This is a genomic window from Pantoea sp. UBA5035 (assembly GCF_002415245.1).
Lineage (GTDB): Bacteria > Pseudomonadota > Gammaproteobacteria > Enterobacterales > Enterobacteriaceae > Pantoea > Pantoea septica.
The window spans coordinates 1-25,815 of record NZ_DICD01000015.1 but is presented as its reverse complement, the minus strand read 5'-3'; the positions used below and the strand labels follow the sequence as shown (position 1 = coordinate 25,815).

Sequence of the window (25,815 nt, the reverse complement as noted above, 5' to 3'; positions counted from 1 at the left end):
AAGCAGTAATTTAAAGATTCATGCTTAAAACTATTTTGCAATCATCTAATGTCAAACCTAAAACAGAAGCCGCTTCAGAATATTGACATGAGTTTTTGACCCTTCTGAACCCTAATACACCAAACTGATCACCTTTTTCTTTCATCAGTTCGTCTTCATCCCCTCCTTCACGGCGCGCATATCCAGCCGCCTCAAAGCGGGAAGCTTTAGATATAGCAGTATGAATTGCAAGGTTGCCATCTAACTCAGGATTGGATTTGAAGAAGTCTTGCAGCGTTCCTGCGTGGCTTAATAATGGGAAAAGCATCAATAGGGATATAAGTAGTTTCATTCACTTCACCTTAACGCAATCGAAAGTACCAAACACTCGGGGTTGATCCATATTACTGCGAATCGCCTCAACGTTTAGAATGGCCTTGCCATTACGCTTAATGTAATCAATGCCAAACCAGCCCGGCGCATCTCCCCTTTGAACCATCCACTGGTAGCTAAGGTTGTTATAGTCATCTTTAGCGCCAAGAAAGCTAAACTTTTGCGTTTCTGGCCGCGCGTTGTTGATGTGCATAAATCCATCATGACTTGATGAAAGGGTGAATGGGCCGCACTGCATTAATGGCTTTGCCTGATCGTCTGCATTAGCACCGATGGAAATAAGAAATATTGATAACGCGAAGAGAATTTTTCCTTTCACACTCCAGCACTCCTGTTCAATGTGCCTGCAGATTGGAGGTCAGCAGACCCGCGCGCTATGCACATCAGATCCATGTACCAAGGCTGACCTCTGGTATCGCCAGTATAATCTATAGCCGATACGATATACACGCCATCAGCCGCAATACTTGCAGGTTGTTGCAGTGTTCCGTTAACGCTCAGGTTGCCGTTCGTATTGTCTTCTCTGGCCCTACCCGGCAGGGCTTTAACCTCTTCTGACGACAGGCTGGTCCGGTAAATCGATGCCTGGTCGAGCTGCACTAACCCCTTAAGCCGGATATTCGGGTTTATCAGGCAGCGCACGTTAACGCCCGCGCCCATAGTCTGCTGAGGCATTCCGATCAGGCCGGTATCGCTGTTCAGCACGATCGCTTCCTGTACGTATTTATCGTTCGGCACCATCTGCGCCTGGCCATCAACGAGCTGCCAGGTGGCGCTACACTGCGCCGCCACGTTATCCATCACATCGCGCGTTGACTGGTAAAGCACTCGCCCGCGCGGGAATACCGTAGCAGGAGTATCACCGGTGATCCCCTTAGTCACGCCAAACGGGTTGAAGCTGTCCATAGCCGCGGCGTGAACATCAGCCACGGTATAGCCGGCCGCGAGCGTTGTGGTCACGCTGGCGTTCATGAAAGCCTGATGCCCGTCGATCGCCTGAATCAAAACCCAGGTATCGGTAGGATTGTCGCGCCCGGTGACGGTGAAGCGTATTTCACCGCTGAAAATTTCCCCGAAGTTCGTACCATTTGTCTGGCCAACTTTCGACGGGTCTATTTCCGTTGCCACGCCGATCTGGCTACTGTCTACCGCCGCCGGCATGCCGTCATAGCCCGCGATGATCTTAATCTTCGCGAACTCTTTTCCCAGAATACGGCTGCAGGTGTCTTTGGAAAGGTTATAAATCTTCACCATCGCAACGCGCGGCCAGCGGGTATCAGTCCACTCAATGCGGAACGTCACCTTGAAGTCACTCAGGCTAATGCCTTCACCACTTTCTGACAGAATTTGCAGCTCGAAGTGGCGCATCCAGTTCTGTGACATATTTACTCCGTTACGGCCCAGAGATGGCTGCTTATGCCTAAGTCGGTTTTAATGGGGTAGTCCTGCGTCGGATCATCGCAAAGCACCACGAGCCCGAAGCCGAGTTCGAGATAAGAAAATGACGCCAGCAGGTTAGCGCCCGTAACCAGAGGAATGCCGGTCACAATGCCTGCGCCGCTGCTGTCGAGTAGATCCATCACCCAGCCTGCGGCGTCACGCCATATTGTTCTTATCGAGTAATTAACCCCGTTTATCGCCACGGCGAATTGCTGGTTATCAGGTGACAGGGGGATTTCACTGGCCTGCATCGTGTCTCCTTAAAACAGGTCGGACAGCTTCGATAAAATCGACTGGCTGCCGGTGGGCTTCGTCGACTTAACGCCGGAGTTTTGCACTGCTGACGTACTCACGCCCTGCGACATGTCAGCCTTATCTGCCACCGATATCGTCTGCGTTGAAGAGATGATCACCCCGCGCAACGTTAGCGTCGCCATCAGCACATTTTCCGATGTACGGTCAGTCGTTACATCCAGCACGCGGATCAGCATGTTGGTGTAGAGGCGCTTGCCGGTTACCACGTCAAACGGCACGCGGCTTTCCTGCAGGTCGATGAGCTGCTGATAAACCTCTTTCGGGCTAAGGCCAAGGCTGAGCCCAATCGAGGAAGTATCGAGGAGATCCAGCAACGAACCGCCGCCAGAAAACCCCACCTCCATCACCAGCTCTGGCGGCCTTTTGAAGGCGTGGTCAGCAACAGGAGCATCCTTTTCGACGGGATGCTCTGTGATTTCCAGTGTGTCGCTATGCTTTTCGGTGATCACCACGTCCGGCACTATCAGCCCGATTTTCCGGCTCTGCTGTGAAAACAGCGTAGAAAGAATGTCCATCAGCGCGGCCCCGTTCCGAGTGCTTGCGTAAAGCGTGAGTTCACGGCCATCTGCTTGTCGGCGACTTCGCTGGCGGCCCTGCTCGGGTCGTTAACTCCGTGGATATGGATATTAGTTTCCTGGCTGATCTGCGCGCCGCTGGCAGGCATATTGCTGAGAACGCGCGGAATATAATTCCGGGTTTCTTCCGGCATTAGCGCCATGCCATGCTTCTGTACGTTACCGATGCCCCAGTTATAAGACGCGAGCGCCTTGGGAAGGTCGCCGTTATTGGCCTTTAAGAGCTGGGCGAGATATTTCGCTGCAGCCTGTGCGGACTTAACCGGGTCAAATGCCTCGTTACCGCGCAGCCCCAAATCCTTAGCCGTGCCGGGCATTAGCTGGAATAGCCCTTGCGCGCCGGCGCCAGACATCGCATTGGGGTTGCCTGCAGACTCGGTGATAGCAACGCTTTTCAGCAGGCCCACAGGAAGCTGATATAGCTGCTCCAGTTTGCCGAACATTGGTTGCAACCACCCCAGCAACTGACTGCCTTCCTTACTCGCCTGAGGCCGCCTGAAAGACTGCCCGTATTGTTCAACCGGGCCATCTACCGGATAGATGCGCTCTGGTCCAGGGTCTTCCGCTGCCATCGGCTGGACAGAGCTATCACTGAACCATCTTTTCATGGCTGCCCCGATACTGCGCGGGTCGAATCCGGTTTTTTCCTTGATATAGTCTGCGGCACTGTCCGCGCTGGCGGATACGGCAGGCAATGCATCGGGGTTACCCTGTCCCTGATTTATCAGCTCGCGCCCGATCGCGTAGGCATCTTTCCATCGTCCGTCTTTAATGGCGTTGAGCAGGCGCGCTATCCCGTCCAGCATTTTGGACAGCTCGCCAAGGTTTTCCATGAGGTTGCTCATGTCCCATTTGGCTGTCCATGTCTGCGGGTCGATGCCGAGCAGGCGCATAACGGCATCTTTCAGATCGTCGACGCCTTTAATGGCGCCTTTTATCTGCGGCTCCCACTTTTTCCAGTCGATGAGTGACTGGCCGCCTTCCTTCCACGTTTTGTAATCGTCGTAGAGCGCCAGAATGGCAAGGCCAAGGGCGGTGATCATTCCAATCGGCGACATCACGAACGCGCCATTCAGGATGCGCCAGGCGATAACGAGCGCGCCGAACACCTCAATCAGGCGCTGTGTTGACTTGTCCAGCGATGACCACCATTGCATGATGTCGCCGCCAGCCTGAATCAGCCGATACACGACGCGGCCGATCACCTCAGCAAGCCACAGAATGCCTTTAACGCCGCTGGTAATCGTCTGCTCAATCTTCGGGAAGTTGTCGACGATTTGCTTACGCAGGGTATCGATAGAACCGGAAAGCCCTTCCGCCAGGTTAGAGCCGATCTTGTCGCGCGCCATACCTGCCATCTGGCCGAATGCGCGTAGAGAAGTCATGAAGCGGTTAGAGCTGGCGGCCGCCTGGTCGGCATTGAAGCCAATAGCTTTCGCCATTTGCGTATACTGAGCGCCAAACTGCCCCATACCGCGGCGCATTGCCATCAACGTGTTTTCATCTATACCCAGCATCTGCGCGTACTGATTCGCGCGGTAGTAAGGCATTTTGTTCAGCTGCTGGCCGACACCGGTAAAGATGGACGCCATATCCCGCATGTTGCCGCTGGCGTCGCGCGTCTGCACGCCAAGGCGATTCAGGAAACCTTCGGCGCCGGGATTATTACGCATAAAGCGCGACAGGCTTTCCAGTGAACCGCGCGCAGCTTCTGCACTCGATCCGGCCTGAGCGGCGGCATAACCGATCGCCTGAATGCCCGCGACCGTTGCGCCTGTGCGCTGAGATGCCCAGTAAAGCTGATCGAGGCCGCTGGCGATTTTCGCAGTAAAGGCAACCACGGAAATCGCTGCAGCCTCAACGGCAACACCCAGCTTCATTGCCTGCGCGGTGGTGCCGGCGATAACCGTATCAAATTTGCGAGCGCCAGCCTCGTCAACCTGAAAGCCGAGGCTTACCAGAAAATCCTTGATAGTCTCAGCGTTCATTTGCCTCTCTCCAGCGCTCTATACGGTTATTGTTGTCTGCCTTCAGGTCGAGCCAGTCATTCATTCGTGCAATGTCTGCCAGGTCTACCGAGCCATCCTTTAAGGCTGAATAGCTGATGTACCCGGCATCAACCGGGCGCATCAGAAAATCTTCGCCATCAGGAAGTGATTCCAGCGTCAGGCCACTTACTGGGGCGCAGTCTCGCTGGCGGGGAGTGCGGGCAAAAAATTTCCCAGGCTGTCGCCTACCACCCGACCAACCATCTGCAGCATGCTCATCAGATCGATGTCGTCGAACATCAGCGTGCCCTGAGACATCACCGGCGACCAGCTTTTACCGTTCTGGCGGGAAACCACCGACAGACAGGGGAAGATGATCGCGTTGGTATCCTCTTCGGACATTCCAGCAAGTGAATCAGCGATTTTGGGCAACGCGGTTTCTATCGCCTTATAAACGTCGCCGCCTTCTGCTGCTGCTTTGATGCCCTGAAAGTCAGCCAGCATCCCGGCCAGAACCGGAAGCAGTTTGCGGGAAACCTTGAGCTGATCGAATACGCTGAGCTTTGCCGTGCGGTACTGCACGCCTTTGATTTCAAATTCCATGTTTTAAAATTCTCCCAGCACTTCGTCGACTTTGCCGCCATCGAACACCCATGCGACCATGCCCGCAACTTTTGGGTTATTCCAGTCAGGCTGCTTTTGAAATGCTGCTGCGCGGACTGTAACGATGTCGCCTGAGACTTTATTGCGGAGTACAAAAACGTTATTTCCCCACAGCGATGAGGACTGGCTCTGAGCGTTGTACATCAGAGAAAGTTTTTTGTTCACTGGGGAGGTTTTTTGCAGGTTGACCGTGACAGTCCCGGATTTTCCGGCGTGGAGGCTGTGCATCACCTCGCCATCTGCGCCGATCGTCATGGTGTTTTTGGATTCCGTCATGGTGACGGTAATGCCTTCCTCGGAGTTAGCAGAGCCGTATCCGAGGTCAACAGAGCCTGTCGGGCCGGTCATGGACGCGGTGATGTCCATAAAGGAGTAAGTCGCCATTTATGTCCCCTTAGCGAACAACGTTGATCTGAACATCGGCGTAGTGGACTGCGCCGGCCAGTTTGATTGCCGCCTGGATAAGCGGTGCTTTGCGAGCCTCGCGATCGGCCTGAGCCTGAGATGACAGCGGCTGTGCATAGACGTAATAGCCTTTCGTCAGCGTGTCGCCTGCACTGATCTGGCCGATGTCGCCGCCATTCCATACGCCCGGCGCTACCAGACCATTCGATACTGCCTGATCCAGCGACTGCTCGACGTTCGACAGCAGGCGGGTAATACCGGCCTCAGTCTGCGGAATTTTCGTGGTTGAGGTGTACAGCAGGTTGAAGAGATTGGTCTGCACGTAGTTCTGCAGCCAGTCCAGGCCGTGCCGCTCATCAAAGAAATCGCCGTTGGACATCACACCCTGCTGCAGGATCGCCGTGTCATTCGAGTAGTAAACGTAAACGTTCGCGTTTTTCGCATCGACAGCTGCCGCCTGCGAGCTGGTTAGAGTCTCGTACGTCACGCCCGGCTCGGTTTTGAACTTCAGCGTGATCGTGGTGTTGTTGCCGGTGAAGTTGACGGTAAACGCGCGCCCGAATGCAGACAGCGCCGCATATTTGCTCTTCGTCGAATACTGAACGAAAGTGCGGCCGTAGCCAGCGGCTTTGAGCGTTGAGGCGATGTCAGTAGTCGAGGCTGAGTCGATTATGCCGGAATCGTCAGACGTTACGGCAAACACGCGGCTGAGGCTTGATGCCTGAATAGCGGCGGCAGTCGCGGTGATTTCCGCTGCGGTGAGGTCTTCGTCGTCGGCAATGCCAAGACCATACCAGTTGGTGAACTGCAGCACGGCGGTGATAGCCTGCGCCAGCGTCTCAACGCTGCCGGATTCAGCCGTCGCCAGGGTTTTAGCCCAGCGCCCAACATAAACTTGTGTCGGCTGCGGAGACTGCGAAAAGTACACCAGTGCGGCAGCATATTCCGGGCTGCCCTCTCCAAAGTCTGCGCCGATCTCTTCCGAGCCGGTATACAGACGGATGCGCTCTGACACAGGGATAACCGTGGATGTGCCGAGAATGAGCAGTGAACCGAAATTACGACCCGTCGCCGCAGTGGGCGACATGATCACATCAACGTTTACAACGTTGGATACAGGTAAGCCCTGTGCCATAGATTAATCTCCAAAGAATGATACTGGCGCGCTGACCAGAGATTTGATGCCGTAATCGCGGATAACTTTGCGGCGCAGGCGCACGGTGATGTCGTACCGGCGCACCCACTGGTTATTGATAAGCTCGGGGAAAGCGGTCAGTTCACTGTAATCAGCGAGCGACAACTCGTTTGTTTTCAGGGTTTCGTTGTTCTGCTCAACCGTCAGCCCGTCACGGAACAGCGTCGCGATAGACTGGCTGTGCGGGCCGTAAAACGAGGCGAGCGTTTCTATCACCTCATGCCGCCACAGCTGATTACTGTCATCGGTCTGCCGCACGAATGCGGGGCCATCATCAGCAGTGAAGCCGATAATGCCGAAACCGCACCAGTCCACGTCCGCTGCAGGTATTGCCGCTTGTGTCGCTGTCCAGCGCGGGCGAACCATCCCAGCCGGCAGGCCCGATAATGCCCGTACCCACTGGCTGAGTTCTCGTTCCAGAGTTTCGTCGTAGGCCTGAGGCGCGCTGACGGGGGTCAGATACCCCGCTGATGTGCTGCTGTTACTCACGCGGGCCTCCATCAAACGGCTGCAGCTCACAGTGCGCCTGGACGAAACCGGCGCCGTAAGCCGTGTACGGATCGACAAAGGTCACGCGATAGTCGCGGCCGCGATAAGTCACGATGTCGGCATCAATGCCGGTGTTGCCGCTGCTCAGCCTGTAGGTGGTGACAATCAGGATTGCGCCATTAATCACCTGACCGGCCTGCATGCGCCGGGCTTCCAGTGAACGGTCAACCGTCACTACGCCGCCGAATTGGGTCTCTGTGGTGGTGTTTCTGGCAAAGCCATCCTCATCGACCGTCTGCTCATTGCGCTTTACCACGAGCGTCGTATCAAGGAATTCAGGCGACAGCAGAACGTCAGTTACATCAAGTGTCGGCATCTTTATCCCTCACAACGTGCGTGATTGAGCGGCGGTATTCGCCGGTGTCGATGAGTGGTTTGTTGCCAGTGCGACCCCGGCGCAGACGGTTGGCGATCGTGGCGTCAGCCAGGGGAGTGAATCCTGTAATTGTGATGTAACGCTTCACCCCGTTAGCGGCCACTGTCCCGGCGCGATCGAGCGATGTCACCGCACCCTCTGCATTTCCTTCCAGCGCCTTCTGAGCCGCGGCTTTCAGGTGAGGCATGAAATCCTGCTCAACCGACCGGACGCCGGGCTTCAGGTGCGGGCGTGGCGGGATGTTCTGCGCCGGTGAGCCATCCTCATTGATACGCCCGATTGCCGCATTCCCGATATCGCCATCGTCACGTTCATCCTTCGATTCAGGAATGCCCACCAGAACGTCCTTGTTCGCGAGGGTTTTAAGGGCGTCCAGAATGCTTTGAGCGTGGTCGCTGCGAACAGTCAGGCCTGATTTCATAGCTGAATACCGCCATACCCGAAGATCATCAGCAGCTGCCAGAACTCTGCGCCGTAGCGGGAGAAGTTCCAGAAGCCCGCATCGGCGTTGAGCGTCGCGCTGTTGTCGTAGCTCACGCTGACTTTATCCACCGACTTGGACGCAACCACGCCGCTCGTTGCGCCACCAGCACCTCCCAGCGCGCCAGCCGCCGTATCTGCGGCATTCAGCACCATGTAATGCGCGACAAACAGCTCTGCCAGATAAGGGAACATGTTCCCCATGGCGGAGCCGTCAATCAGCATGTCGGCGAGGTTGAGGCGGAACTCGATTACTGCGTCGGGATATTTGGTGTCGTCACTGAACTGCGGGAAGTCGCGGCGAAAATCACTTACTGTCGGCAGATTTCGGTTTCTTGCCATCAGCATTACCTTCCGTTACCGGTTCAGTTACGGGCGCCTGCAGGGCTGCCAGCTGCGCGGTCAGGTCAGAGATGGTCTGGTCCTTCTCCGCTACCGACTGCTGCAGATCGCCGTGCGCTTTGGTTTTCTCTTCCAGCTGCGCGGTCAGGCTGTCGATTTGTGCCTGGAGCTCCTTTGTGTCGGCGCTGGCTTTTGCCTTGCCGGTTACGTCAGAGTGCGCGGTGACGAACCAGTGGTCGGCAACTTTGTCGTCAACGGTGTGCTCGCCGGCCTCAAATCGCTGGCTGGTGCCATCTTCAGAGGTGAAATTAAACGGGGTATGGACGCGAATCGTCTTCTTAGCCATTTGCTGCTCCTGTTGGCCCCTTTCGGGGCCGGATTGGTTAGATGCCGTCCAGATACGCCATGGTTTCCGGGTACGGAGACTCAACTGCGCCCAGCTTGCCGTAGTAGGTGGTCAGCTGGTAAATGCCGCGGTACTGCACCGGCACGCTCAGCAGCGGAACCATCGGGAAGCGCACAAACTTCTTGTCATTGGTATACGCCATCATGCGGTCAGTGCCGCCGGTGCCCGCACCTTTCAGCCATTTCACCGCGCGGATGTTCAGCGGCACGCCGTTCTGATGGAAGGCGATCGTGTTTTCGCGCAGGTAAGTCAGCAGTGACTGGTTACCGGCTGAGGAAACGATGATGCTGGACAGCAGAGCGAACTGCTCAGGCGGCAGCAGCAGGTCACGCGGGACGATGGTGTAACCAGACGCCGCCCAGGCATTGGAGAGCAGCAGGTTGATTGACGCCCGGATTTCGTCCGGCGTGGATGTTGCCCACGTCTTCGGAGCGTTAGTGACTGCCGCGCCGTTGTAATTGACGAGGCCTTTCACGCCCAGCTGGCTGTCACCGCGATAAACCTGCTCGTCGGTGTCCATGTTCCATTTCAGCTGCATCGCATCGTACTTCTGCGTGTCGATCGGGCGACCGACTTTAGCAGCAGCGGCGAGCTCGACAACGGTCCAGCCCAGCTCCATGCCCCACAGGGTCAGCGGGAAGCCGGTTTTTGCGATATCGACGTTCGGCCCTGCAATGGCGGTGGAGTCTTTGCCGATCCAGTTTTTACCGTTCGGGTTCGGCGTGCCGGCAGCGGCAAAGGTGGAGTTGGTGAAAGAGCTGATGTCATCGGCGATCGACACGTCTTCGCGCAGCTGAATATCGCGCGACCACGTGTAACCGACCAGCGGCATGTTCAGTTCCTGATCGAGGCGCTCAAGCTCGCCAACCAGGAAAGCGCCAGTGCCGTCGAGAGTGGCTTGGTCAAAAGTGTACATATTTAGCGTTTCCCTTAGATGTTGTATGCGATTTCAGCGTTGCCAGCGGCATCGCCTGCGCCAGTAAAGACGGCGTTCGGCAGCACGACAGTTTCGTCGGTGACAGCCGCGCCCAGAATTGCGCCCAGCGGGCTGGCGTCGGTCGGTTTGGCGTTGCGCACATAAACCGGCGCGCCCTTTGTCAGGCCAACTGCGGTGCTGCCGATGTTCACAGTCATGTAACCGCGCTTCATCACGTCACCAGTGAAATTGGCATTTGCGCCAACCTGTCGCGCCATGTCAGGCGTAGAGGTGGTCGGGTAAGGACGTACGTACAGGCCGGTGATTACCGTCGCGGCGTCAGATGCTGCCAGCGGGATAAACTTGCCATCTGAGCTGTCTTTACCCGCCAGGCCGTACTGGCTAAAAGTGTTCGCGGCATTGAGGATAACCGGCTCGGTGGTCAGGTCTTGCGGGCGTGAGATAGCCCCGGCGATGCCGACTGGCATCCGGTACAGGTATGCAACCATGGGTTTTTCCCTTATTTATTCCAGTGGGCGGCGTATGCCTTATTCAGAGCAGCCGGAGAGTTTTTGTTGGATGAGTCGTAAAACGATGCGCGCGAGGCGGTAGCTGGCGCACTGTTACGCGCTTTGGCGATTTCGCTGGCGGATACAAATACCGCGTCCAGCGTTGCCTTCGGCATTTTGGCGAAGTCCGGCGAAGCGCCTACCAGCGGAGCCAGCAGCGCCTGACCTTCCGGCGTTTTGAATGCCGCGTCCATGGTGGAGCGCTTGAACGCCGCCAGCTTGCCACCTTCAGGAAGTTTCACGCCTGGCATAATCAGCTCAGCACGCGCGACCACGCCCTGGTGATAAGCAGCATCGGTGGTTGCCCGGGTTTTCTCTTCCTTTTCTTCCGGATCGTCGCTATCAACGGTTGAAGTAGAAGATGGGTTAAGCAGCTGCTGAACCAGAAGCGCCAGTGCATCGACTTTCGCTTCAAGCTCGCTGTTAGTCTGCGAGCCGCCTTCACCATCTTCATCAGTGGTCAGGCCGCCAAGCTCTTTATTCGGCGGCAACGGCTGCGCGGGGTTGATAGTGATGTTTACTGCCCGCGCCAAATCAAGGCTTGGCTCGACCAGTTCTGATGGCGCGTTATCAACCAGATCAGCCAGGCTATCGGCATCCTTGGTTTTAATCGCCCGCTTCAGCTGGCTAAACCAGCCCTGATTTTTGGTAGTCATGAATGAGCTATCTCCAATTGAACAACGAATACCCGCACGGCCGTTAGGAACGCCCGCACAGTGGTTACCGATAATTGAGTGCTGTCGCGCCTGACCCGGCCCCTTCTGCTCGTAGTCGGCGTCGTAGCCCATAGAAATCTGCTCGAGGCCGTTCATTACCTGCTGGATGGCTTCGGCGGTTTTGATGTGAATGTCGCCCAGCATCAGATCTGACTGGTCGCCAGTGCCGCGGCGGACGTTCTGGATATGCCCGTGGGCGTAGTCTTTCCAGTTGCCCGGATTGACCATGTCTTTCGGGTGACCCAGCGTGAAGGCCATACCTTCGAAGGAAGCGAGCGTTTCGGGCCTGAAAACCTCGTCAGCATCTCGGGTGACGACGATCTCGCCATCTTCATCGCCGATTAGCCCTTCCAGTTCGCTTTCGTCGTAGACCTGAGCGCCGGTGCGTGCGATCGGCACGTCTTTGCACAGCAGCGAGCCATCGGCCATCTCAAAGCGAGTATTGCCGAGGCGCGTAGTGAAGAAATATTGCATCGTTAATCCTCGGGTACTACGGGCTCGGCGTAGCAGCGGCAGTTGGGGAACTGGCCCGCGTGCCCGGTCATGCCGTCGAGCGTTGGCGGCTTTGCCCAGTCAACGTACTGACCGTTCATTTCTTTGTGGGAGTGGCGCACGTCGCTGTCTTCTGCAGTGCGCCAGATGTAGCCGCGTGAGCCAATGGCAGTTGAGCGCGCCTGGGTGATTGCAGTTGATGCCCGGCCAACCTCAGTGCGGGCAATCGTTCGCGCCCGCGCCTCAGTAACTTCCCCGGTACGCATGATTTCATCAGTCAGCGTGCTTGAGCGCTTACCGGACACCACGGCCTCAATCGCCTGATTGTGGATGTCGTAAACGCGATCGGCTGCCTGCAGGGGAAGCGATTTGAACAGTTTCACCTGCTCGTCGATGATGCTGCGCGTTACCGCGCCGGTGCCGGAGTTCATCAGCTCACGAAGCCCGGCAGAGATACGCTGTGACCTGTCACGCCACATTGCATCGTCTGCGACTTCCAGTGTGCCTATCAGCCGACTCGACACCGCTTCCGCCCATGGCTCAATCAGGTCGGCGTAACGCTCCAGCCTGTCCATGATGTCGGTAACGCTATCGTTTGAACCATCGTACGAACCCTCGACGATTGCCCCCACCGTACGCGCTATCTGTCGTAGCTGTGTTCGCAGCTGCGTCTCGGCGCGCTTCAGGTTCGGTGGTTTCGACGTTATCGAGGTCGGCCTCCGTCGGCGCCGGGATGTCACTGGCATTATCAATATCCTCGTCGCTAATGGTGCCGCCCAGACCGGTTACACGGGCCGTCTCCTGCAGGTGCTGCGCGCCGGCTTTCTCGGTCATCAGACCTGCATCGACAGCTTTCACCGTGGCATCGACGACCTTATTGGCCGTGTCCGCGCGCTCGCTGTCCGGTGTCTGCCAGAGCTCGTTAAACTCGAAGGTGAAATCATCCGGCAGCGGTGAGGCAAACATGCTCATATGCAGCACTTCAAATAACTTTCGGATTGGCCGGCGAAGTTTGCGCTCCTGCTGCGTCGACACATTGTCGTAATAGTTCGCCAGGTCGGTATCGCCAGTTGAGAAACCAGCCGGAGACTGACCGAACAGGCGGACCAGCGGGATACCGAACGCGCCTGATACCTGCTGACCGAACTGCGCCAGCACATCGCTCAGCCCGGCATACGAATAGGTGTGCGCCTCGAACTTGTCGTCGGCATCCATGATCGTCATGCCTTCGTTGCTCTGGTACTGGCGGATCATGTCCATGTGCGACATCAGACCCTTAAAGGCCGGATTGTCTTTACCCATAGCCAGCAGGGAGCGAAGCCCTTTGATGCTGTAGGTGCGCAGGTGAGCTTTGTAGATGAGCTGCGCCACGCCCTGAGTCGTAGAGTCGAATGCCAGCAGGCGATCGAAGCAGCGCTCGATCACCGACATGCCCCAGTCGTTTTCGGTCAGGCGCTGCTGATATGGCAAAGGGACGCCATCGAAGCGGATTAGCCTGGAATGGTGAATGCGCCACGGCGGGATGCCGGTTGCAGATGTAACGACACGGTAGAACTCTGGCATGCCGAAATCCGGCCCCAGCTCAGTTACGCGCCGCTCAGTGGTTGCGTTAAGCATCCAGCGGTCCATCACCATCACGCCTTTAAATGCGCCCGGTGCGATAGCGTCGATGCGAAGTGGCGTCGAGTAGTTCTGACCGTCAATCAGGATGACGCCTACAGCGCCGCCATAGAGCCGCGCCCACTTCAGCGTGTCGTTGAGCGCTTCCCAAAGCGCCATCTCATCCCATGCGTTATCGAGCTGCTTCTTGCGGCCGTCTTCCAGCTTGGAGGTAATGGTCACGCCCTTGCGAGTCATGTCATCGGGGATAGCATCAACGCCTGCACCCACCAGCCAGGACGACCGGTAAGCCTGCTCAATCAGCAGTCTGTTGCGCGATGTCCAGTTGTTGCGGTAGGTGCCGGCGCCAGACTGGTTCGATTCGTTAACGCCCATGCGGGCGACAAAGTTTTCATAGCTGTCACGCGTCGGTACAGGCTGCGACACGTTTTGTGTTTCGGACATGTTCAGCCTCTGCCAAGTTGCGCCCAGATATCCAGTGATGTTTCCATTGGTGCGTAACTGATCATCACCGAGTCAGCCAGGTTAGGTGATTTAGTACCTTCCGGCTGCTTATCCACGACGATTTTACCCACCCCATTAATGGAATAGGTCGGCTGGGATAGCTCGACGATCAGCTTGTCTTTGTTGGTGATGCTGCTGCTAAGAGAAATGATTTCATCAGGGTTGTATTCCATGCCCTGAACTGCGCGGAAAGTATTGCGAAAAAGTTTTCGAAGGTGCCACCAGCTCTGAGCTTTAGCGTTAGCAAAGAAGTCTTTGTTCAGGCGCGATGGCTGCCCATTATCGCCTTTGACTGCTTCACCATCGGGATCGAACACCGCGCCACTGCCTCGGAAAGGAGTCGCGAGAATATAGGGGCGGCCCTCAGGCTGGCGCAATTCATTAATAGCCTTTGCGTCACCGCGCACGCCAGCGCCCAGACCATCCTCATCGAAGCGGAAAGCTTCAAGATTGTTGTGGTCACACAGGCCAAACACCTTCACAACTGAGCTGTAAATGTCGCTGCCAACCCCAGACCACTCGTCCACTTCTTCAAGCAGAAAGCCGTGGCGGCGTGAAAATGCGTTTTTGTCGCGCCCTTCATCAGCGACATCCATTGCTCCGAGTCGCTGGCCGGTTGGCGTGATGCCCAGTTTGATGTGAGCATCTACAGCTGCCTGTACCCACTCATTCGGGATCAGAACACCTTCAGCTGAAGCGCTGTAATTCAGGTCAAGCTCCTGCGCAACGACAACGGGATTATCGATTTTTGCGCACTCTTTCTGGTACCAGGCATCATCTTTGCGCGGGTCACTGCGCCAGTGGAAAGTGAATACCGGAATGCGGCCGCCGTGGCGTTTCTGCGCGAATGGGTTGGACATGCCGTTAACCGATGAAAGGTCTATACGGCAGCGGGTGGTTTGCGACAGCGCAGCATCAATAAGCAGCGGGCGCTGAAGAAATGCAGCCTCATCCACGAAGTAAAGCGTTGTTCGGTCACCGCGCCCGATGTTGTCGCCCGCTTCACCCTTGAGAACAGCGCCAGTTTCCGGAAACTCTACGCGCATATATGGAGCGTGCTTTCTCTCGTTCCAGTTACCTCGAAACTCAACCGGCAGCGTCTCAACGAATTTGCGTGCTTTCCAGAACAGCGCTTTCGGGTCGCCGGTGCTGTCTACGTACTCCTCTTTACGGGAGCCGAAGCCAATCACCATTTCTTTGTTGAACAGGCAAAGAGAGCAGGCAAGGCCGATTGACGTCCAGCTGAGACCCATCTCACGGCTCTTTTCAGTAATGCCGTTCTCCATGCTGCGACGGCGATCCATTATCCAGTCGATCCACTCTTCCTGCTTCGGGAACAGCAGAAACGGGATTGTTACCGGCAGACCATAATCGAGGTTTCGCGGGTCTGTTGTCATGCCCCAGTCGATAATGAACTGAGCTGGGTTATCCCGGTAAAATGCCTTCAGCGCGGGCAGCATCGATGGGTTGGCGCGGATGCGCTGTAGCCTCTCCATCCGCCACTCAAAAACCTGAGTGTAATCCGGGTTCTTGAAGTCGAAAGGGAATGGTATTGGCATATCTAACCCATGAGTTTTTTATACTGCTCTGCTGCTTCCTGCGGCGTCATGCTGGTAACGTCAACTTTCACCGGCGCGCCATCAGCGCCAGTAATCTCGGTAGATGTCTGCTGCTTGAACGCCTGCACAGTGATGTGATCGCCGATTAGTTTGAGCGAAGCAACAGCGCCTTTGGCATCGAAGCCATAGACCGTTCTGCCCTGCTCGTCCGTAATCTCTTCGCCGCGGCGGTCTGTAAGCGGCTCTACTTCCTGCATGCAGCGCTCGTGGAGTTTTACCGCCTGTCGCAACACGTAATCAGCATCAATATTGGTTCGCTTGAGTCGATCCTGATTTAATTCTGCGATACGCTGCAAAATGTCGTCATTTGTCATCAGGCGGTGTGCTTGGTTGCGTGCTGAACCATCGCTGTACCCCGCCCGAATGGCCGCTTGCGTGGCGTTCAAATCGATGAGGTACTCGCGACAGAACATCTCTTGTTTGTCGGTGAGTGCCATATTTAACCTAAAGAAGGAGTTTTACGTGAGTACTTCTGGCGATCTAAATGCTGTGCTTAACCAGTTGCTGATGGAAAATCGAGCCTTAAAACTATTGGTGCTTCCTTTACTCAGAGAGAAAAACATTGATAGTTTGAACGGTTTTATTTCTGAAGTTGAGGCCAGAACTAAACTGGCTGTTAATAACGAAAGAGATGCTGAGGCTGCAAAACAAATTAAAATCTCAGGCGAGCAAGCAGTAAGCACTTTGCGCACGATGATTGCTGAGAAGAGCGCCAGCCTTTAGTCATTATCGAAGCCACTCAGTCAGTGGCTTCTGTAATGCCTATTACTTACCGCACAACTTTACCCATAGGTCATTGTGGTTATTGATGGCCCTTACCGTACGGATATCCATCAGATCAGCATCTTTGCCATGCGTTCTGATGGGAGCATCTTGTGTACAAAGGGAATCGACTGTTTTGGTCGGTGCTTCAGTCGTCGGAGTTGAACTGTGATTTGCGCAGCTTGTAGCGAGCAGCATCGTCAGACAGAGAAGCATTGGTTTCTTTAACACTGTTGGCCTTCTCCGTGTTTATTGCCTGCACCTTAGCCACATCATTAACCTGCTGTGACTCAACCTTTGCTGCTTCCACGTCAGCCTTTGCTTTCTCTTCAGTCTGCCCTTTGCTCTTACCTCCAAAGTAGGCAGCAACACCGGCAGCAATTAGCGCAAAGAAGGCGAAAACATAATTCCAGCCGCCTGAAAACAGGTGAACGAGAGTTGTCATGGCTGTCCGTCCATTTGCTGTTTGCGATCGCTAAGCTTTCTCTGCCGGATGAACTGAGCAATCACGCCCAGTGCGACAATGAAGTAACTCACGTACTGCGCGATGTTGACCGGCAACATGGATTTCAGGTCAGGCGGCAACATGTTCCAGGCTGAGATAATGGCATCAGGAGCAGATGCGAGGTAAACGCCCAGCAATGTACCTGCACCTGTCAGCCATACTGACCATGCTCGGAACAGCAACCTTGCATGCGCCACGAACTCAATCGAGCTGTATTTGCGCACCAGAAGCACAATGGCGATCACAACGATAACCACGGCGAGGAAGGCGATAACGTTCATATCTTCCCCTTGTAGATGTCGTATGAGCCGGTGCGCATCACCTCAGCATGGCGACGTGCGCGGCCGGGAGTCTGTTTAGCCCACAGGCTGTTCAGCATACCTTCGGCAGCACCCGTAAAGTTGCCATTGGATATCATGACCAATGTGTTTTTGAATGCCGCCAGACCATCCACACCCATCTGGTAAGCCATGCTGTACAGGACGTCTGCACGGGCCGGATTGCATTGCTTCAGGGCTGCGTAGATTGCCGGCCGACTGTTCATATCCAGCACCTTCTCATCCACAATCGCCTGCTTCCATACATCCCCTACTTTGCGAGGAACGCGGAAGGTGTAGCTGGTGAGCGGAGCGCCTTTGGGGCCGATGCGAATACCACCTGCCACCGTAGGGAACCCCAGCGTGTCGAGGTAAGGTGACTCAATGTAACCTTCCTCAAAGTTGAGGATCGGGATTATCTGACTCATCTGCCGGACTCCATCTCATTTGACTCATGCGCTCTTCACGCCGGTCGCGCTTACGCTGGAAGTGAATGTTCACAATGAACGTCGCGATAGCCAGAATAAAACCGCCCACAGCTAACCACTCGTTTAGAGACATGCTCCCGGCAAGGAAAGTCGCCCCCGACGTTGTATACGCCGCGGCTGTCGTTACTTTGTCTGCCATAGTTTTCATATCCACCTCCAGGAATGGAGGCTCGCTTTTAGGAATTGATGAAATTGTGAACTGAGCGAGCCAGGTTAGAATTCTTAGTGTCACGTAAGAAACCTTCCTGAAACTCCTCCACACCAATAACATCCGCTGTGTTTGAAAAAGATGCGCTACGCCACCAGGGTGAAATCACGATTTGGTGTTGAATGGCGTGCGCAAAAGAAAAAGGCCGCCAATGGCGACCTCTGAAATTGATACCCCGACGCAAAAGCGGTAACTACCGTCATCGTCATGACCGGGGATTTTTATGTGCTGTGATTCATCACAACGGAAAGCTGCCTGTTTCACAACACGAGTTCATCGCTAAGCGATCCCACGTCAGGCAGCTTACCTGTTGTGCGCTCCGTTTCGTGGAGCTAACGGCGGGTGATCAATCCGCACCTGAAGGGTACTTATTTTCAGCCTCAATGCTCATGCCCTCGCGAATGGTTTATGCATTCGCCAGTGCACGACAGACGTAAAAAAGCCCCGCCGACTGGTGAGGTCGCGAGGCTCTTTGGAATCCACAAAATTGTTTGCAACTGACCTGAAATTTCGTGCCGCGGCATTCTTAAGAACACTTACGGCAGCTTACTCGAATATCATTGCTCAATTGCTCAAGCTTGTCAACACGTTCTACGCTACCTTCTGCAATTTAACTACACGTTTGCGATCGTTAAACGCTTTTAGCAGCGGTCCATACAAAAGGTAAAGGCTGGCATTAAGAATTTCATCCACTTCTCGCCGGCATGTTGCCATTGATGGGCGCCTGATTTTTCCTTCTGCCGAGCCTGACATTTTGCGGGGAATTGCGACCTTGTGATAGTACGATGCAATGGCGTGCTTGGAAGAGCCATGCGCGAAGTAACTTAGCAGGATGCCAAATGCTTTTTTGTCGATGTACATGACGGAATCCACGACCTGAGAAATCAAGAGTCCGTCATCATCGTTACACATCGGCCGCGAAGGATAGCCTTGAGGTTCAACAGTAGCCATATACTGCGCTATGACACTGCTCTGGCGCTTTTCTAATCTTCCTGAATACACCCATGCACCCCACAGTTCCAGCCAGCTATTAAGCCAGTCGTATTGGTCTTTGGTCAGATTAAGCTCGCGTACCGACATATTGGCCTCCCAGCATTTTCGCCATGCGTTTTATGATCCGATAATCGACTGCAAAGCCGCCTTCGCGTTTGTAGATGCGCAGCTTCTGCCATTTTTCTCTGAGGTATTCGTTCACCATTCGCTTTGCTCCCCTGTCCCACTACAAAGCTGACATGGCTGCCTGACAATCTCGGCTGTGCCCGCATTATTGAAAGTGGGTGCGATACGTACAGACCCGGTACCGAAGCAGATTCCACATTTAACTTTTGGTGCAAATCTGTTTCTTGCGGCCCTTATGCTGGCCTGTTGCAATACTTCTTGGAATGTCATGCTGCCTCCCTCTGCTTGACCAATGCCCGCAGCAAAGCCCTGTAACGCGCACGTATGCCGTCCAGCTCTTCACGGGTGTATCGGTGAGGTTCGTTGTTTGATTCGAGCGCTAAGACGCGCTGAAGGCCGATTTTGGTAATCAGGTTGATGCGGTAAGGGCCGATGGCGCCGGAGTGATGCACGTTGCATGCTGCACACTGGCTGTGGACGTTGTCCTCGTTGAATCGTAACTGTGAAGCCGCTGCCGTTGTCCGGTAATGCCCGGCGTGATAGCTAAACGCCGTTGTGCTGCCGCAGCTGATGCAAATATCCCCGTCCCGCGCTCTGATGTAGTCGTTGAATGCTCGCTGGGTCATGTTGATCCAGTGACTTAACGGCTTCACATCAGCCTTGCGTTTGTTCCATGCCGCGCGCTGCTCTTTCTCCAGGCGCTTTTGCTTGCGCTCGGATAGCTGGTTAGCGAGTTGGATGGCACACTTTGGAGAACAGACGGTTTGTAGGCTATTGCGTGGGATGAATTTCTCAGGACAGCATTTGCACTTCTTAGGCTTGGGCGGCTTCGGCTTAATCGCCTTTACCATGTAAATCCTCCGCAATCTGTTTCATGTCAACTTGCTTAACTGCGTAGACCTTTCCTCCGCCCATATAAAAGCCCTTCTCAGCTTGATCGTTATTTGCTGAGTTGATAACTGAAGCGCCACAGAAAAATCCAACCACAAATATCACTATCAAAATTGCAAAATCAGTCATCGCTCTCTCCTTGCATGCGATAATTCGGATCGTCTAGCAGCTCGATTTCGCACTTGCTGCAACAGTAAGTCTCGGCCGGCGCCAGTAATTCCTGACAGAAAACGCACACAGAAGCAAATGGCTCGCCAGCGCCAGTAGGCTGATTTAACGGGACGGTCTCTTTCATGGTCTTCCCACTCCATATCGCACTCACACGATTCGCATGAGATGGTGTAGTGATGCTTGTCTTCGCTTGTGAGGATGGTGTAACAGCGGTGGCAGCGTTCACGCGGCATTGTCGGCGTCCTTTTTGTTTTTGTAGTAAACAGCCCAGCCGATAGCGTCAATTTTCTTCCGCCCTTTGGCGTCCACCATGTAAATGCCATCACTGCACGCGTGCTCTTCAGTGACCTGCTGCATCAGCGTTTCCAGCTCTTCGTAAGTCAGCGCGGTTAGCTTGTGCCTGTTAAAGCCGTAGGTTTTTATTTTCATTTCGATTTCCTGATTCTGTCAGCCACCGCCCGGCGCAACCTTGCAACGTAATTGCAGGTTGTCACTTCGGATTCAGTCGGGATTTTGTGGCGACGGCGTTTCTGGCGGGGATACTTCAGTTTGGCGTGTTCACAGGCTAAGAAGGTGATGCTAATTTGCCGGCGCATGTCCACCTCTCGCAGCTTTCAGTAACTGGTCAAGCTGATACACCTGGCTCTTGCGCTTGCAGGTCGTGACCACGTTGCGACGAGCTGCCTGCTCTTCTGCTTCGTAACGGGTTCCCCATCGCGGATATTTCTCCGCCAGGCGATATTCATACCCGTTGGTTCCGTAGTTCTTTCTGCGATGCGTGATGCCATATTTGTAGGCGTGGTGCGTGGTGTGCATGATGCATTTATCGCTCACTCCTAGGCTTGCGAAGTAGATTCTGATTTCACTGGTTTTCAGCGAGCCTTCTTTTGCCAGAAGCTCACGAAGCATTTCGACTCTTGCTGCTAAACCCATTGGTTCTTTCATGCTGCTCTCCCGTTAATCTTGATCATTAACTCTGCCGCTAAGGCATCGAGGTTTACTACTGGCTTAAGCTGTTCGCCGCGAGGTATACCTTTTCTCAGGGTTACTTTAGGGATTAGCACCGCTTCCTCTTCCGACCAGCCCTTCCGAATGCGAGCTAAAATGGTTCGCCCATCTATTCCGGTAATCTGCGCCCAATCAGTGCATGGTTTCTTTATCCCCCGAACCGTCAGGTGTCTCGTATTTCTTCGATTAATGGTTTGCTCGCGCCTTGTTGACCATTTGCAGTTCCACTTGTAATAGCCCTTGTCGTTATCTATGCGGTCAAGGGTCATTCCTTCTGGCCGGTCACCCATATCCCTGTAAAACGTTTTGAAGTCATGCCAGTCATCGCAAACCTTAATTCCCCTGCCGCCATAGTTTGGATATGCCTTCACGTTAGGGTTTTCACATCGGTCTATCATGGAGCGCCATATCGTATAAATGCTTGAGCGCTTTTTACCGTGCCTGAAATTGCTCATACTCCCTCCATGTGTCGCTTTTCCACCTAACTCCTTGCTCAGCGCCAAAAGCGAAAATAAGCTCGATGAGGTCACGCATCTCGCTGACGCGCATTTTGCTGGTCGACTGACCGAGGACTACAAAGCCGCCATTGATGCCGGGAACCGTCTCCTGCTGTTTCAGTGCAGCACTAAAAACATGCTTCCAGCTCTCTGCATCCATCTTTCTCCCGTACCACACCACCTGTTGCGAAATGTCATGCAGGCAGGCCCAAAGCATGCGGTTTTGCGCAAGGCTTCTGGTGTCCTCCTGAATGGTTACCTGCAGAGGCTTATCGGAACTGGCGGGGAGTTGTTGGATGGCGGTGATGCAGTTCTGTCGGATGCTGTCGCTCCTAAGCAGGAACGTTGCTTTCTCCATCTTCACTTTCCTTCTTCAGGTCAGCCCGCCACGATTCCATGCTTCTTTCGAGGATTTCATCGGCAAATGTCTTTGGTTTGTCTCGCTTCAGGGCGTCGCCCAGTACCTTACGCATCACCGCAGGGTAGCAGGTGAAGTCGTGGAACTTGCGGCCGTGGATGATTACTTCCTGCAGGAGGGCTTCAAATTCGTCATCTGGCAGGAGATAGGTAGATTTCTTGAGAGGAATAACGTTGCTCATTGCCATCCCCAACCGGTAACGTAGCTGATTCCCAAAATGGCCCCGCCCACTATCATGTACGCCAAAATGCCCATAGCGATGCCTAGTAGCGCCCCAAGAAAGAAGCCATCGTGGCGATCGCGATAACCATGAATGACAGCAAAAACCAGCAGGGTAATGATGAAGCTGCCCACTAATGGTTTCAGGACATGATCAGGTATTTCATCGCTCTCCGTCGGGTAAAGAATCTCAATGCATTTTGCATACTGCTGCTTGTCGGCGATTCCGCTGGTAGGGCTAAACTTCTCCACAGATATTTTGCATTGTGCAATTTCAGCTCTGTGCGCCGCCTCTTCTGCGCGCGATGCATTTGATGCCGATATTGCCGCGTTGCTTGCAGAGATAGCTGCCATTGTTGCCGTCGTGCTCATTCTTTTTCCTCCGCATCTCTTAGGCCTAGTTGATACCATTTCCACCACGCAGATATCGGCTGGAGCAGTGACATGCTGTCAAAGCTATGCCTATATCCAGCGTTCAGCCTTGCCTCTTTTATTACCGTTAAAGGCAGATCTAACGCTTGTGAGGCCAGGCTTTCGAAACGCTGCCGATCCAGCTCATCTTTGTCGCTCATGCGTCCTCCGGTGGTGATGGGAGTGGTTGCCAGTGGGTGATTGGGCCCAGCAGGACTGTAGCGCTATGTTCTACTGAACAGCTATCGCCATTTCTGTTCGGCCAGAATCCTCGCCAGCGCCACACTCCTACTTCACGCCCATCGCTGATGATTACCGCCTGCCGGTCTCTTGGAGTTTTCTCACTGCACTTAATCCAGCCGCTCATACTTCCTCTCCTCGCTCGCGTTCCTGCTCAACCACTCGATAGGCGATGATGTCCCAAACTCCGCCGTAATGATTCCATTCGCCAGCCTCTGCGGGAAAATCTTGAGTAATAAAGCCTCCACGCAACTTCAGGTCTACTCGATTACCAGGAATAACAGGGCACTCACCACCATCCCACTCAACCCACCCATTAATCAGCTCAGCGCTATCATCGCCCTTCTCCTGCTGCTCCAGTACAGGGAGTGCAATCTCAAGGGCTTCAAGGTATTCCTCCTCAAAAATTGAGATGCCAAATCTGCGCTGGGATGTTTTCAGCTTATCGATTCGCTCAAGGCACTTCTTAGCGGTTAGCTTGTTCATCATGCATACTCCGTAACGTTTTCACTCGCCCATGCCTGGTCGTATTCATCGGATGGCATATTGGCGATGTAGTTGTAAGGTGTCGCGCCTTCCATCATCAGGAACTGGTGCGACTGCTCGTGAAGGTAAAGCGGGATTCCACCTTCCCAGCCTTCTCCGTTTCGCTGCTTCTCCAGCATCAGGACTGATGCCGAGGTTGCCAGCGCGGCCTGCTCCTTCTCGTTAAGCGGCTCGCCAGCGTGTTGCTTCTGAATGGCTCGCTCTCTGACCTTGTTGCGCCAGATGATGAACAGGTTGTCGGTGAGGTCGGTGATCGCACTGGTGCCCTTCACGTCCATCTTCCCGGTGGGCTTCTCTTCACTGTCCGATTTCCGGCTGTGGGTCACCATGATGACGTGGCTGTTGGTGCGGTTTTTGAAGTCGCAGATAGCGTCCACAAAGGCTTTCTGGCCGTTGTAGTCATCCTCTCCAATGCCGCATTTCATCAGGCTGTCGATGACGAACAGCTGGATGCCGTAGCGCCGGTTGGCGTACTCGAAGATTTCCAGCAGACGGTCTGCCTTCGCCGTTCCCGTCAGGCCAAACAGCCAAAGACGGTCGTCGTAGAAGTTGAATGCCGCGTCGATTTCCAGCTGAGGTGGTAGCTTCACGCAGGTTGCCTGTCGCGTCAGGCGCTTCAGTAACGCTCCCGGCTTAAGCTCCAGTGACGCAACGCAGGTTCGAACCCCCTGACGCATAGCCTCGAGAACCATATGTCCCACGACTTCAGTTTTTCCGTGTCCGTTCACCCCATTCACAATGGTTAGCTCGGCTTCCCGGTAGGCGAAGTTATGGTTCAGCGTTTCCCATGGGCTGCGGAACATGCACTGCTCTTTGCCGTAGAAAGCGTTGATGGTGTCCTGATAGAACTCGCGGGCGCTGTACAGCTCTTCCGGGTCGAAGTAGGCAGCGCGCTCAAGCACGTCGATTACCTCGTCGCTGGTCATTCCCGCCTGCAGGCACTCGTTGATGTCTTTGTGCGGCAGGTTCACCAGTCGGCAGCGGTGCTCTCCGAGGCGTGATGCGATTTCCTTTGCGGCAGCCTGGCCGACTTCATCGGAGTCCATGGAGATCCAGATTTCGTCGAAGCGGTCGAGGTTGTGATATTCGAACTCAATCCACTGCTGCTTGGCTCCTTTTCCACCGCCGAAGGGGACAGACAGCGCCGGCAGCCCGTACTGGTAATACGTCATGCAGTCGATTTCACCTTCGCAGATAACCACCAGGCGAATGTTCTTCGGCATTGCCTGCCATCCGAACAGGCATGGCTCGCACTCGCCTTCCGCCATGATGACTTTCTTGCCGTTGGGCCGCTCAGTGCTGATGCGCTTTACCTGCAACAGCTCACCATCGCGCTTGTACGGGAACGCCAGAGCATCCAGCTCGCGCTCGCCATTCCAGACCTTAGCCGCAGCCACTTCAAACGCCTTTGCCGTCTCTGCCGTGATGCCGCGAGATGCCAGGTATTCGAGGTGCTTTTCGGTTTTGGTGAGGTACTTACTGATTTTCTTGCGGTCAGGGCGGGAGAACTTTTTCTGCTGTTTTGCTGCGAAGTGGTGGTCGTCGTCTTTGATGCCGAGGAACTCTTTGGCTTCTGTCATCGCCTGGTGTAAACCGCAGTCTTTCACGGCGACCCACAGGTCCAGAAGGTCGCCGCCGCTTCCTTCGGCGAAGTCCTGCCAGACTTTCTTGCCAGCCAGATTAACCTTGAGGCTCTGGCCCTTTTCCCCGTTAACGCTTCCTGCTACCCACTCGTGCGATTCTTTTTTGCCGTTCGGCAACAGGTATTTCGCTACCCTGTCGACATGGTTCCAGAGCATGTCACTCAATTCGGATGGGCCCATATTTTTGGCCTCCTTTTAGATATGTCTCCAGCTTTTTCCACGACGAACATCGGAGATCTGCGCCTGACAAACACCGTATTTATCGGAAAGCTCTTTCAGAGACATATCCGAGGCCATCCTGATAGCAACCACGTCTTCATGAGTTAGCTTTGATCGAGAATTCGCTGCGCCCTTTGCATCCTTCAATCCAATGCGAAAAGCATGTCTTACGTTCTCCGAGCCAGTGCACCACTCTAAATTTTCCATGCGGTTATCTGCTTTATCGCCGTTGATATGGTTAACCTCTGGCTTGCAGTAGTGATTTGGGATAAACGTTTCCGCTACGATTCGATGAACTTTCCTTGTTTTCAGTCCACCATTCGAGAACAAACCAACCCTCAGGTACCCCTTTGTATCTGGTACCGCTTTCAACCACTTTCCTCTCCTTGCATGACCTGATGCATTGACTCTTGGGTGGGAGTAAACGCGGCCGTCCTTGGTTACCGAGTATTTCCCTTCGTAACCAGAGATAAACTTTCCAAATTCAGTTTCCATCATGATGTCCTCAAATGAAGTTTCTCAAACCAGTACCGGACAAACTCTTCGCTCAACAGGCCGTGGTTATATCCGGCAATCAGCAATGATTTAATGTAAGCGTCGTCTGAGTACCG

At 54.4% G+C, this 25,815-nt stretch carries 43 protein-coding genes; 1 reads left to right on the top strand and 42 read right to left on the bottom strand.

Translation table 11 applies throughout. The features are described from left to right. Nucleotides 1-10 precede the first annotated feature (10 nt). The 22 genes from B3229_RS11570 to B3229_RS11465 all read right to left on the bottom strand — a co-directional run bounded on the left by B3229_RS11570 (nucleotide 11) and on the right by B3229_RS11465 (nucleotide 15,979). The gene (locus tag B3229_RS11570) at nucleotides 11-331 is read right to left on the bottom strand and encodes a hypothetical protein (protein WP_286870892.1); all 321 of its coding nucleotides are present in this window, start codon (nucleotides 329-331) and stop codon (nucleotides 11-13) included. Next, nucleotides 332-610, bottom strand: coding sequence for a hypothetical protein (locus B3229_RS11565; RefSeq protein ID WP_414692778.1), 279 nt, complete (start codon nucleotides 608-610; stop codon nucleotides 332-334). It lies immediately after the preceding gene. Between the two features lie 77 nt (nucleotides 611-687). Further along, nucleotides 688-1,755: a hypothetical protein gene (locus B3229_RS11560; RefSeq protein ID WP_286870888.1), complete on the bottom strand. Its 1,068-nt coding sequence runs from the start codon at nucleotides 1,753-1,755 to the stop codon at nucleotides 688-690. A 2-nt stretch (nucleotides 1,756-1,757) separates the two neighbouring features. Then, on the bottom strand, nucleotides 1,758-2,063 hold the full coding sequence (locus tag B3229_RS11555; protein WP_286870886.1) for a phage baseplate plug family protein: 306 nt from the start codon (nucleotides 2,061-2,063) through the stop codon (nucleotides 1,758-1,760). Nucleotides 2,064-2,072: 9 nt separating this feature from the next. Beyond that, nucleotides 2,073-2,642, bottom strand: coding sequence for a phage baseplate protein (locus B3229_RS11550; protein WP_276743167.1), 570 nt, complete (start codon nucleotides 2,640-2,642; stop codon nucleotides 2,073-2,075). Next, nucleotides 2,642-4,690 (bottom strand): transglycosylase SLT domain-containing protein, encoded by a 2,049-nt coding sequence (locus B3229_RS11545; RefSeq protein ID WP_286870883.1) that lies wholly within the window; start codon nucleotides 4,688-4,690, stop codon nucleotides 2,642-2,644. The genes B3229_RS11550 and B3229_RS11545 overlap by 1 nt, the downstream gene beginning before the upstream one ends. Then, a complete protein-coding gene (locus B3229_RS11540) occupies nucleotides 4,680-4,832 on the bottom strand; it encodes a DUF6889 family protein (RefSeq protein ID WP_048784607.1) in 153 nt (50 codons plus the stop codon). The genes B3229_RS11545 and B3229_RS11540 overlap by 11 nt, the downstream gene beginning before the upstream one ends. A 44-nt stretch (nucleotides 4,833-4,876) precedes the next feature. After that, nucleotides 4,877-5,293, bottom strand: a complete 417-nt coding sequence (locus tag B3229_RS11535; RefSeq protein ID WP_286870880.1) for a phage tail assembly chaperone — start codon at nucleotides 5,291-5,293, stop codon at nucleotides 4,877-4,879. A gap of 3 nt (nucleotides 5,294-5,296) precedes the next feature. Continuing rightward, nucleotides 5,297-5,737, bottom strand: a complete 441-nt coding sequence (locus B3229_RS11530; protein ID WP_286870878.1) for a phage structural protein — start codon at nucleotides 5,735-5,737, stop codon at nucleotides 5,297-5,299. 10 nt (nucleotides 5,738-5,747) lie between these two features. After that, nucleotides 5,748-6,893 (bottom strand): DUF3383 family protein, encoded by a 1,146-nt coding sequence (locus B3229_RS11525; protein ID WP_286870876.1) that lies wholly within the window; start codon nucleotides 6,891-6,893, stop codon nucleotides 5,748-5,750. 3 nt (nucleotides 6,894-6,896) lie between these two features. After that, nucleotides 6,897-7,454, bottom strand: coding sequence for a phage neck terminator protein (locus tag B3229_RS11520; RefSeq protein ID WP_286870874.1), 558 nt, complete (start codon nucleotides 7,452-7,454; stop codon nucleotides 6,897-6,899). Beyond that, entirely contained in the window at nucleotides 7,435-7,818 is a 384-nt protein-coding gene (locus B3229_RS11515; protein ID WP_286870872.1) for a head-tail adaptor, read from the bottom strand. Before B3229_RS11515 ends, B3229_RS11520 begins: the two co-directional genes overlap by 20 nt. Further along, complete coding sequence (locus B3229_RS11510) at nucleotides 7,805-8,299, bottom strand: hypothetical protein (protein ID WP_286870870.1); 495 nt, start codon at nucleotides 8,297-8,299, stop codon at nucleotides 7,805-7,807. The genes B3229_RS11515 and B3229_RS11510 overlap by 14 nt, the downstream gene beginning before the upstream one ends. After that, nucleotides 8,296-8,700 carry a DUF4054 domain-containing protein gene (locus tag B3229_RS11505; RefSeq protein WP_286870868.1) on the bottom strand — a complete coding sequence of 135 codons (405 nt, stop codon included), beginning with the start codon at nucleotides 8,698-8,700 and terminating at the stop codon, nucleotides 8,296-8,298. The genes B3229_RS11510 and B3229_RS11505 overlap by 4 nt, the downstream gene beginning before the upstream one ends. After that, on the bottom strand, nucleotides 8,666-9,046 hold the full coding sequence (locus B3229_RS11500) for an STY1053 family phage-associated protein (protein ID WP_286870866.1): 381 nt from the start codon (nucleotides 9,044-9,046) through the stop codon (nucleotides 8,666-8,668). The genes B3229_RS11505 and B3229_RS11500 overlap by 35 nt, the downstream gene beginning before the upstream one ends. Before the next feature lie 37 nt (nucleotides 9,047-9,083). After that, on the bottom strand, nucleotides 9,084-10,022 hold the full coding sequence (locus tag B3229_RS11495; RefSeq protein WP_276743194.1) for a DUF2184 domain-containing protein: 939 nt from the start codon (nucleotides 10,020-10,022) through the stop codon (nucleotides 9,084-9,086). A 14-nt stretch (nucleotides 10,023-10,036) separates the two neighbouring features. Continuing rightward, on the bottom strand, nucleotides 10,037-10,531 hold the full coding sequence (locus B3229_RS11490; protein ID WP_286870864.1) for a structural cement protein Gp24: 495 nt from the start codon (nucleotides 10,529-10,531) through the stop codon (nucleotides 10,037-10,039). 11 nt (nucleotides 10,532-10,542) lie between these two features. Next, nucleotides 10,543-11,781 (bottom strand): DUF2213 domain-containing protein, encoded by a 1,239-nt coding sequence (locus tag B3229_RS11485; protein ID WP_286870863.1) that lies wholly within the window; start codon nucleotides 11,779-11,781, stop codon nucleotides 10,543-10,545. Nucleotides 11,782-11,783: 2 nt separating this feature from the next. Further along, complete coding sequence (locus tag B3229_RS11480; RefSeq protein WP_286870862.1) at nucleotides 11,784-12,431, bottom strand: phage minor head protein; 648 nt, start codon at nucleotides 12,429-12,431, stop codon at nucleotides 11,784-11,786. Continuing rightward, nucleotides 12,388-13,863 (bottom strand): DUF1073 domain-containing protein, encoded by a 1,476-nt coding sequence (locus tag B3229_RS11475; protein ID WP_286870861.1) that lies wholly within the window; start codon nucleotides 13,861-13,863, stop codon nucleotides 12,388-12,390. Before B3229_RS11475 ends, B3229_RS11480 begins: the two co-directional genes overlap by 44 nt. 2 nt (nucleotides 13,864-13,865) lie before the next feature. Continuing rightward, nucleotides 13,866-15,482, bottom strand: coding sequence for a TerL protein (locus B3229_RS11470; RefSeq protein WP_276743209.1), 1,617 nt, complete (start codon nucleotides 15,480-15,482; stop codon nucleotides 13,866-13,868). A gap of 2 nt (nucleotides 15,483-15,484) precedes the next feature. Continuing rightward, on the bottom strand, nucleotides 15,485-15,979 hold the full coding sequence (locus tag B3229_RS11465) for a terminase small subunit (protein ID WP_276743212.1): 495 nt from the start codon (nucleotides 15,977-15,979) through the stop codon (nucleotides 15,485-15,487). A gap of 25 nt (nucleotides 15,980-16,004) precedes the next feature. On the opposite strand from B3229_RS11465, the gene B3229_RS11460 reads away from it, so the two are divergent. Then, nucleotides 16,005-16,265, top strand: coding sequence for a hypothetical protein (locus tag B3229_RS11460; protein WP_286870858.1), 261 nt, complete (start codon nucleotides 16,005-16,007; stop codon nucleotides 16,263-16,265). Between the two features lie 187 nt (nucleotides 16,266-16,452). Here the strand turns inward: B3229_RS11460 and B3229_RS11455 are convergent, their stop codons facing one another. From B3229_RS11455 to B3229_RS11365, 20 genes are all read right to left on the bottom strand, one after another. Next, the gene (locus B3229_RS11455) at nucleotides 16,453-16,749 is read right to left on the bottom strand and encodes a hypothetical protein (RefSeq protein ID WP_286870856.1); all 297 of its coding nucleotides are present in this window, start codon (nucleotides 16,747-16,749) and stop codon (nucleotides 16,453-16,455) included. Then, a complete protein-coding gene (locus B3229_RS11450; protein WP_286870854.1) occupies nucleotides 16,746-17,090 on the bottom strand; it encodes a hypothetical protein in 345 nt (114 codons plus the stop codon). Before B3229_RS11450 ends, B3229_RS11455 begins: the two co-directional genes overlap by 4 nt. Next, nucleotides 17,087-17,554: a glycoside hydrolase family protein gene (locus B3229_RS11445; protein ID WP_286870852.1), complete on the bottom strand. Its 468-nt coding sequence runs from the start codon at nucleotides 17,552-17,554 to the stop codon at nucleotides 17,087-17,089. The genes B3229_RS11450 and B3229_RS11445 overlap by 4 nt, the downstream gene beginning before the upstream one ends. Next, complete coding sequence (locus tag B3229_RS11440) at nucleotides 17,523-17,762, bottom strand: holin (RefSeq protein ID WP_286870850.1); 240 nt, start codon at nucleotides 17,760-17,762, stop codon at nucleotides 17,523-17,525. Before B3229_RS11440 ends, B3229_RS11445 begins: the two co-directional genes overlap by 32 nt. 651 nt (nucleotides 17,763-18,413) lie before the next feature. Further along, complete coding sequence (locus B3229_RS11435; RefSeq protein WP_286870848.1) at nucleotides 18,414-18,902, bottom strand: antiterminator Q family protein; 489 nt, start codon at nucleotides 18,900-18,902, stop codon at nucleotides 18,414-18,416. Beyond that, nucleotides 18,883-19,020, bottom strand: coding sequence for a YlcG family protein (locus tag B3229_RS11430; RefSeq protein WP_286870846.1), 138 nt, complete (start codon nucleotides 19,018-19,020; stop codon nucleotides 18,883-18,885). The genes B3229_RS11435 and B3229_RS11430 overlap by 20 nt, the downstream gene beginning before the upstream one ends. Before the next feature lie 187 nt (nucleotides 19,021-19,207). Then, nucleotides 19,208-19,792: a recombination protein NinG gene (locus tag B3229_RS11425; protein ID WP_286870845.1), complete on the bottom strand. Its 585-nt coding sequence runs from the start codon at nucleotides 19,790-19,792 to the stop codon at nucleotides 19,208-19,210. After that, nucleotides 19,776-19,961 (bottom strand): hypothetical protein, encoded by a 186-nt coding sequence (locus B3229_RS11420; protein WP_286870844.1) that lies wholly within the window; start codon nucleotides 19,959-19,961, stop codon nucleotides 19,776-19,778. The genes B3229_RS11425 and B3229_RS11420 overlap by 17 nt, the downstream gene beginning before the upstream one ends. Before the next feature lie 264 nt (nucleotides 19,962-20,225). Continuing rightward, on the bottom strand, nucleotides 20,226-20,432 hold the full coding sequence (locus B3229_RS11415) for a hypothetical protein (protein WP_349679585.1): 207 nt from the start codon (nucleotides 20,430-20,432) through the stop codon (nucleotides 20,226-20,228). After that, nucleotides 20,429-20,599: a NinE family protein gene (locus B3229_RS11410; RefSeq protein ID WP_286870842.1), complete on the bottom strand. Its 171-nt coding sequence runs from the start codon at nucleotides 20,597-20,599 to the stop codon at nucleotides 20,429-20,431. The genes B3229_RS11415 and B3229_RS11410 overlap by 4 nt, the downstream gene beginning before the upstream one ends. Beyond that, a complete protein-coding gene (locus tag B3229_RS11405) occupies nucleotides 20,583-20,948 on the bottom strand; it encodes a hypothetical protein (RefSeq protein ID WP_286870840.1) in 366 nt (121 codons plus the stop codon). Before B3229_RS11405 ends, B3229_RS11410 begins: the two co-directional genes overlap by 17 nt. Beyond that, on the bottom strand, nucleotides 20,945-21,466 hold the full coding sequence (locus B3229_RS11400; protein WP_286870838.1) for a hypothetical protein: 522 nt from the start codon (nucleotides 21,464-21,466) through the stop codon (nucleotides 20,945-20,947). The genes B3229_RS11405 and B3229_RS11400 overlap by 4 nt, the downstream gene beginning before the upstream one ends. Continuing rightward, nucleotides 21,444-21,866, bottom strand: a complete 423-nt coding sequence (locus B3229_RS11395; protein ID WP_286870836.1) for a recombination protein NinB — start codon at nucleotides 21,864-21,866, stop codon at nucleotides 21,444-21,446. Before B3229_RS11395 ends, B3229_RS11400 begins: the two co-directional genes overlap by 23 nt. Continuing rightward, the gene (locus tag B3229_RS11390) at nucleotides 21,841-22,107 is read right to left on the bottom strand and encodes a hypothetical protein (RefSeq protein ID WP_286870834.1); all 267 of its coding nucleotides are present in this window, start codon (nucleotides 22,105-22,107) and stop codon (nucleotides 21,841-21,843) included. The genes B3229_RS11395 and B3229_RS11390 overlap by 26 nt, the downstream gene beginning before the upstream one ends. After that, entirely contained in the window at nucleotides 22,104-22,517 is a 414-nt protein-coding gene (locus B3229_RS11385) for a hypothetical protein (RefSeq protein ID WP_286870832.1), read from the bottom strand. The genes B3229_RS11390 and B3229_RS11385 overlap by 4 nt, the downstream gene beginning before the upstream one ends. After that, a complete protein-coding gene (locus tag B3229_RS11380) occupies nucleotides 22,514-22,717 on the bottom strand; it encodes a hypothetical protein (protein WP_286870830.1) in 204 nt (67 codons plus the stop codon). Before B3229_RS11380 ends, B3229_RS11385 begins: the two co-directional genes overlap by 4 nt. Beyond that, nucleotides 22,714-22,923, bottom strand: a complete 210-nt coding sequence (locus B3229_RS21290) for a DUF551 domain-containing protein (RefSeq protein WP_414692777.1) — start codon at nucleotides 22,921-22,923, stop codon at nucleotides 22,714-22,716. Before B3229_RS21290 ends, B3229_RS11380 begins: the two co-directional genes overlap by 4 nt. Then, a complete protein-coding gene (locus tag B3229_RS11375) occupies nucleotides 22,920-23,285 on the bottom strand; it encodes a hypothetical protein (protein WP_286870828.1) in 366 nt (121 codons plus the stop codon). The genes B3229_RS21290 and B3229_RS11375 overlap by 4 nt, the downstream gene beginning before the upstream one ends. Further along, nucleotides 23,282-25,165: a toprim domain-containing protein gene (locus B3229_RS11370; protein WP_286870826.1), complete on the bottom strand. Its 1,884-nt coding sequence runs from the start codon at nucleotides 25,163-25,165 to the stop codon at nucleotides 23,282-23,284. The genes B3229_RS11375 and B3229_RS11370 overlap by 4 nt, the downstream gene beginning before the upstream one ends. Nucleotides 25,166-25,180: 15 nt before the next feature. Then, nucleotides 25,181-25,702: an NUMOD4 motif-containing HNH endonuclease gene (locus tag B3229_RS11365; protein WP_286870825.1), complete on the bottom strand. Its 522-nt coding sequence runs from the start codon at nucleotides 25,700-25,702 to the stop codon at nucleotides 25,181-25,183. Nucleotides 25,703-25,815: the final 113 nt, after the last annotated feature.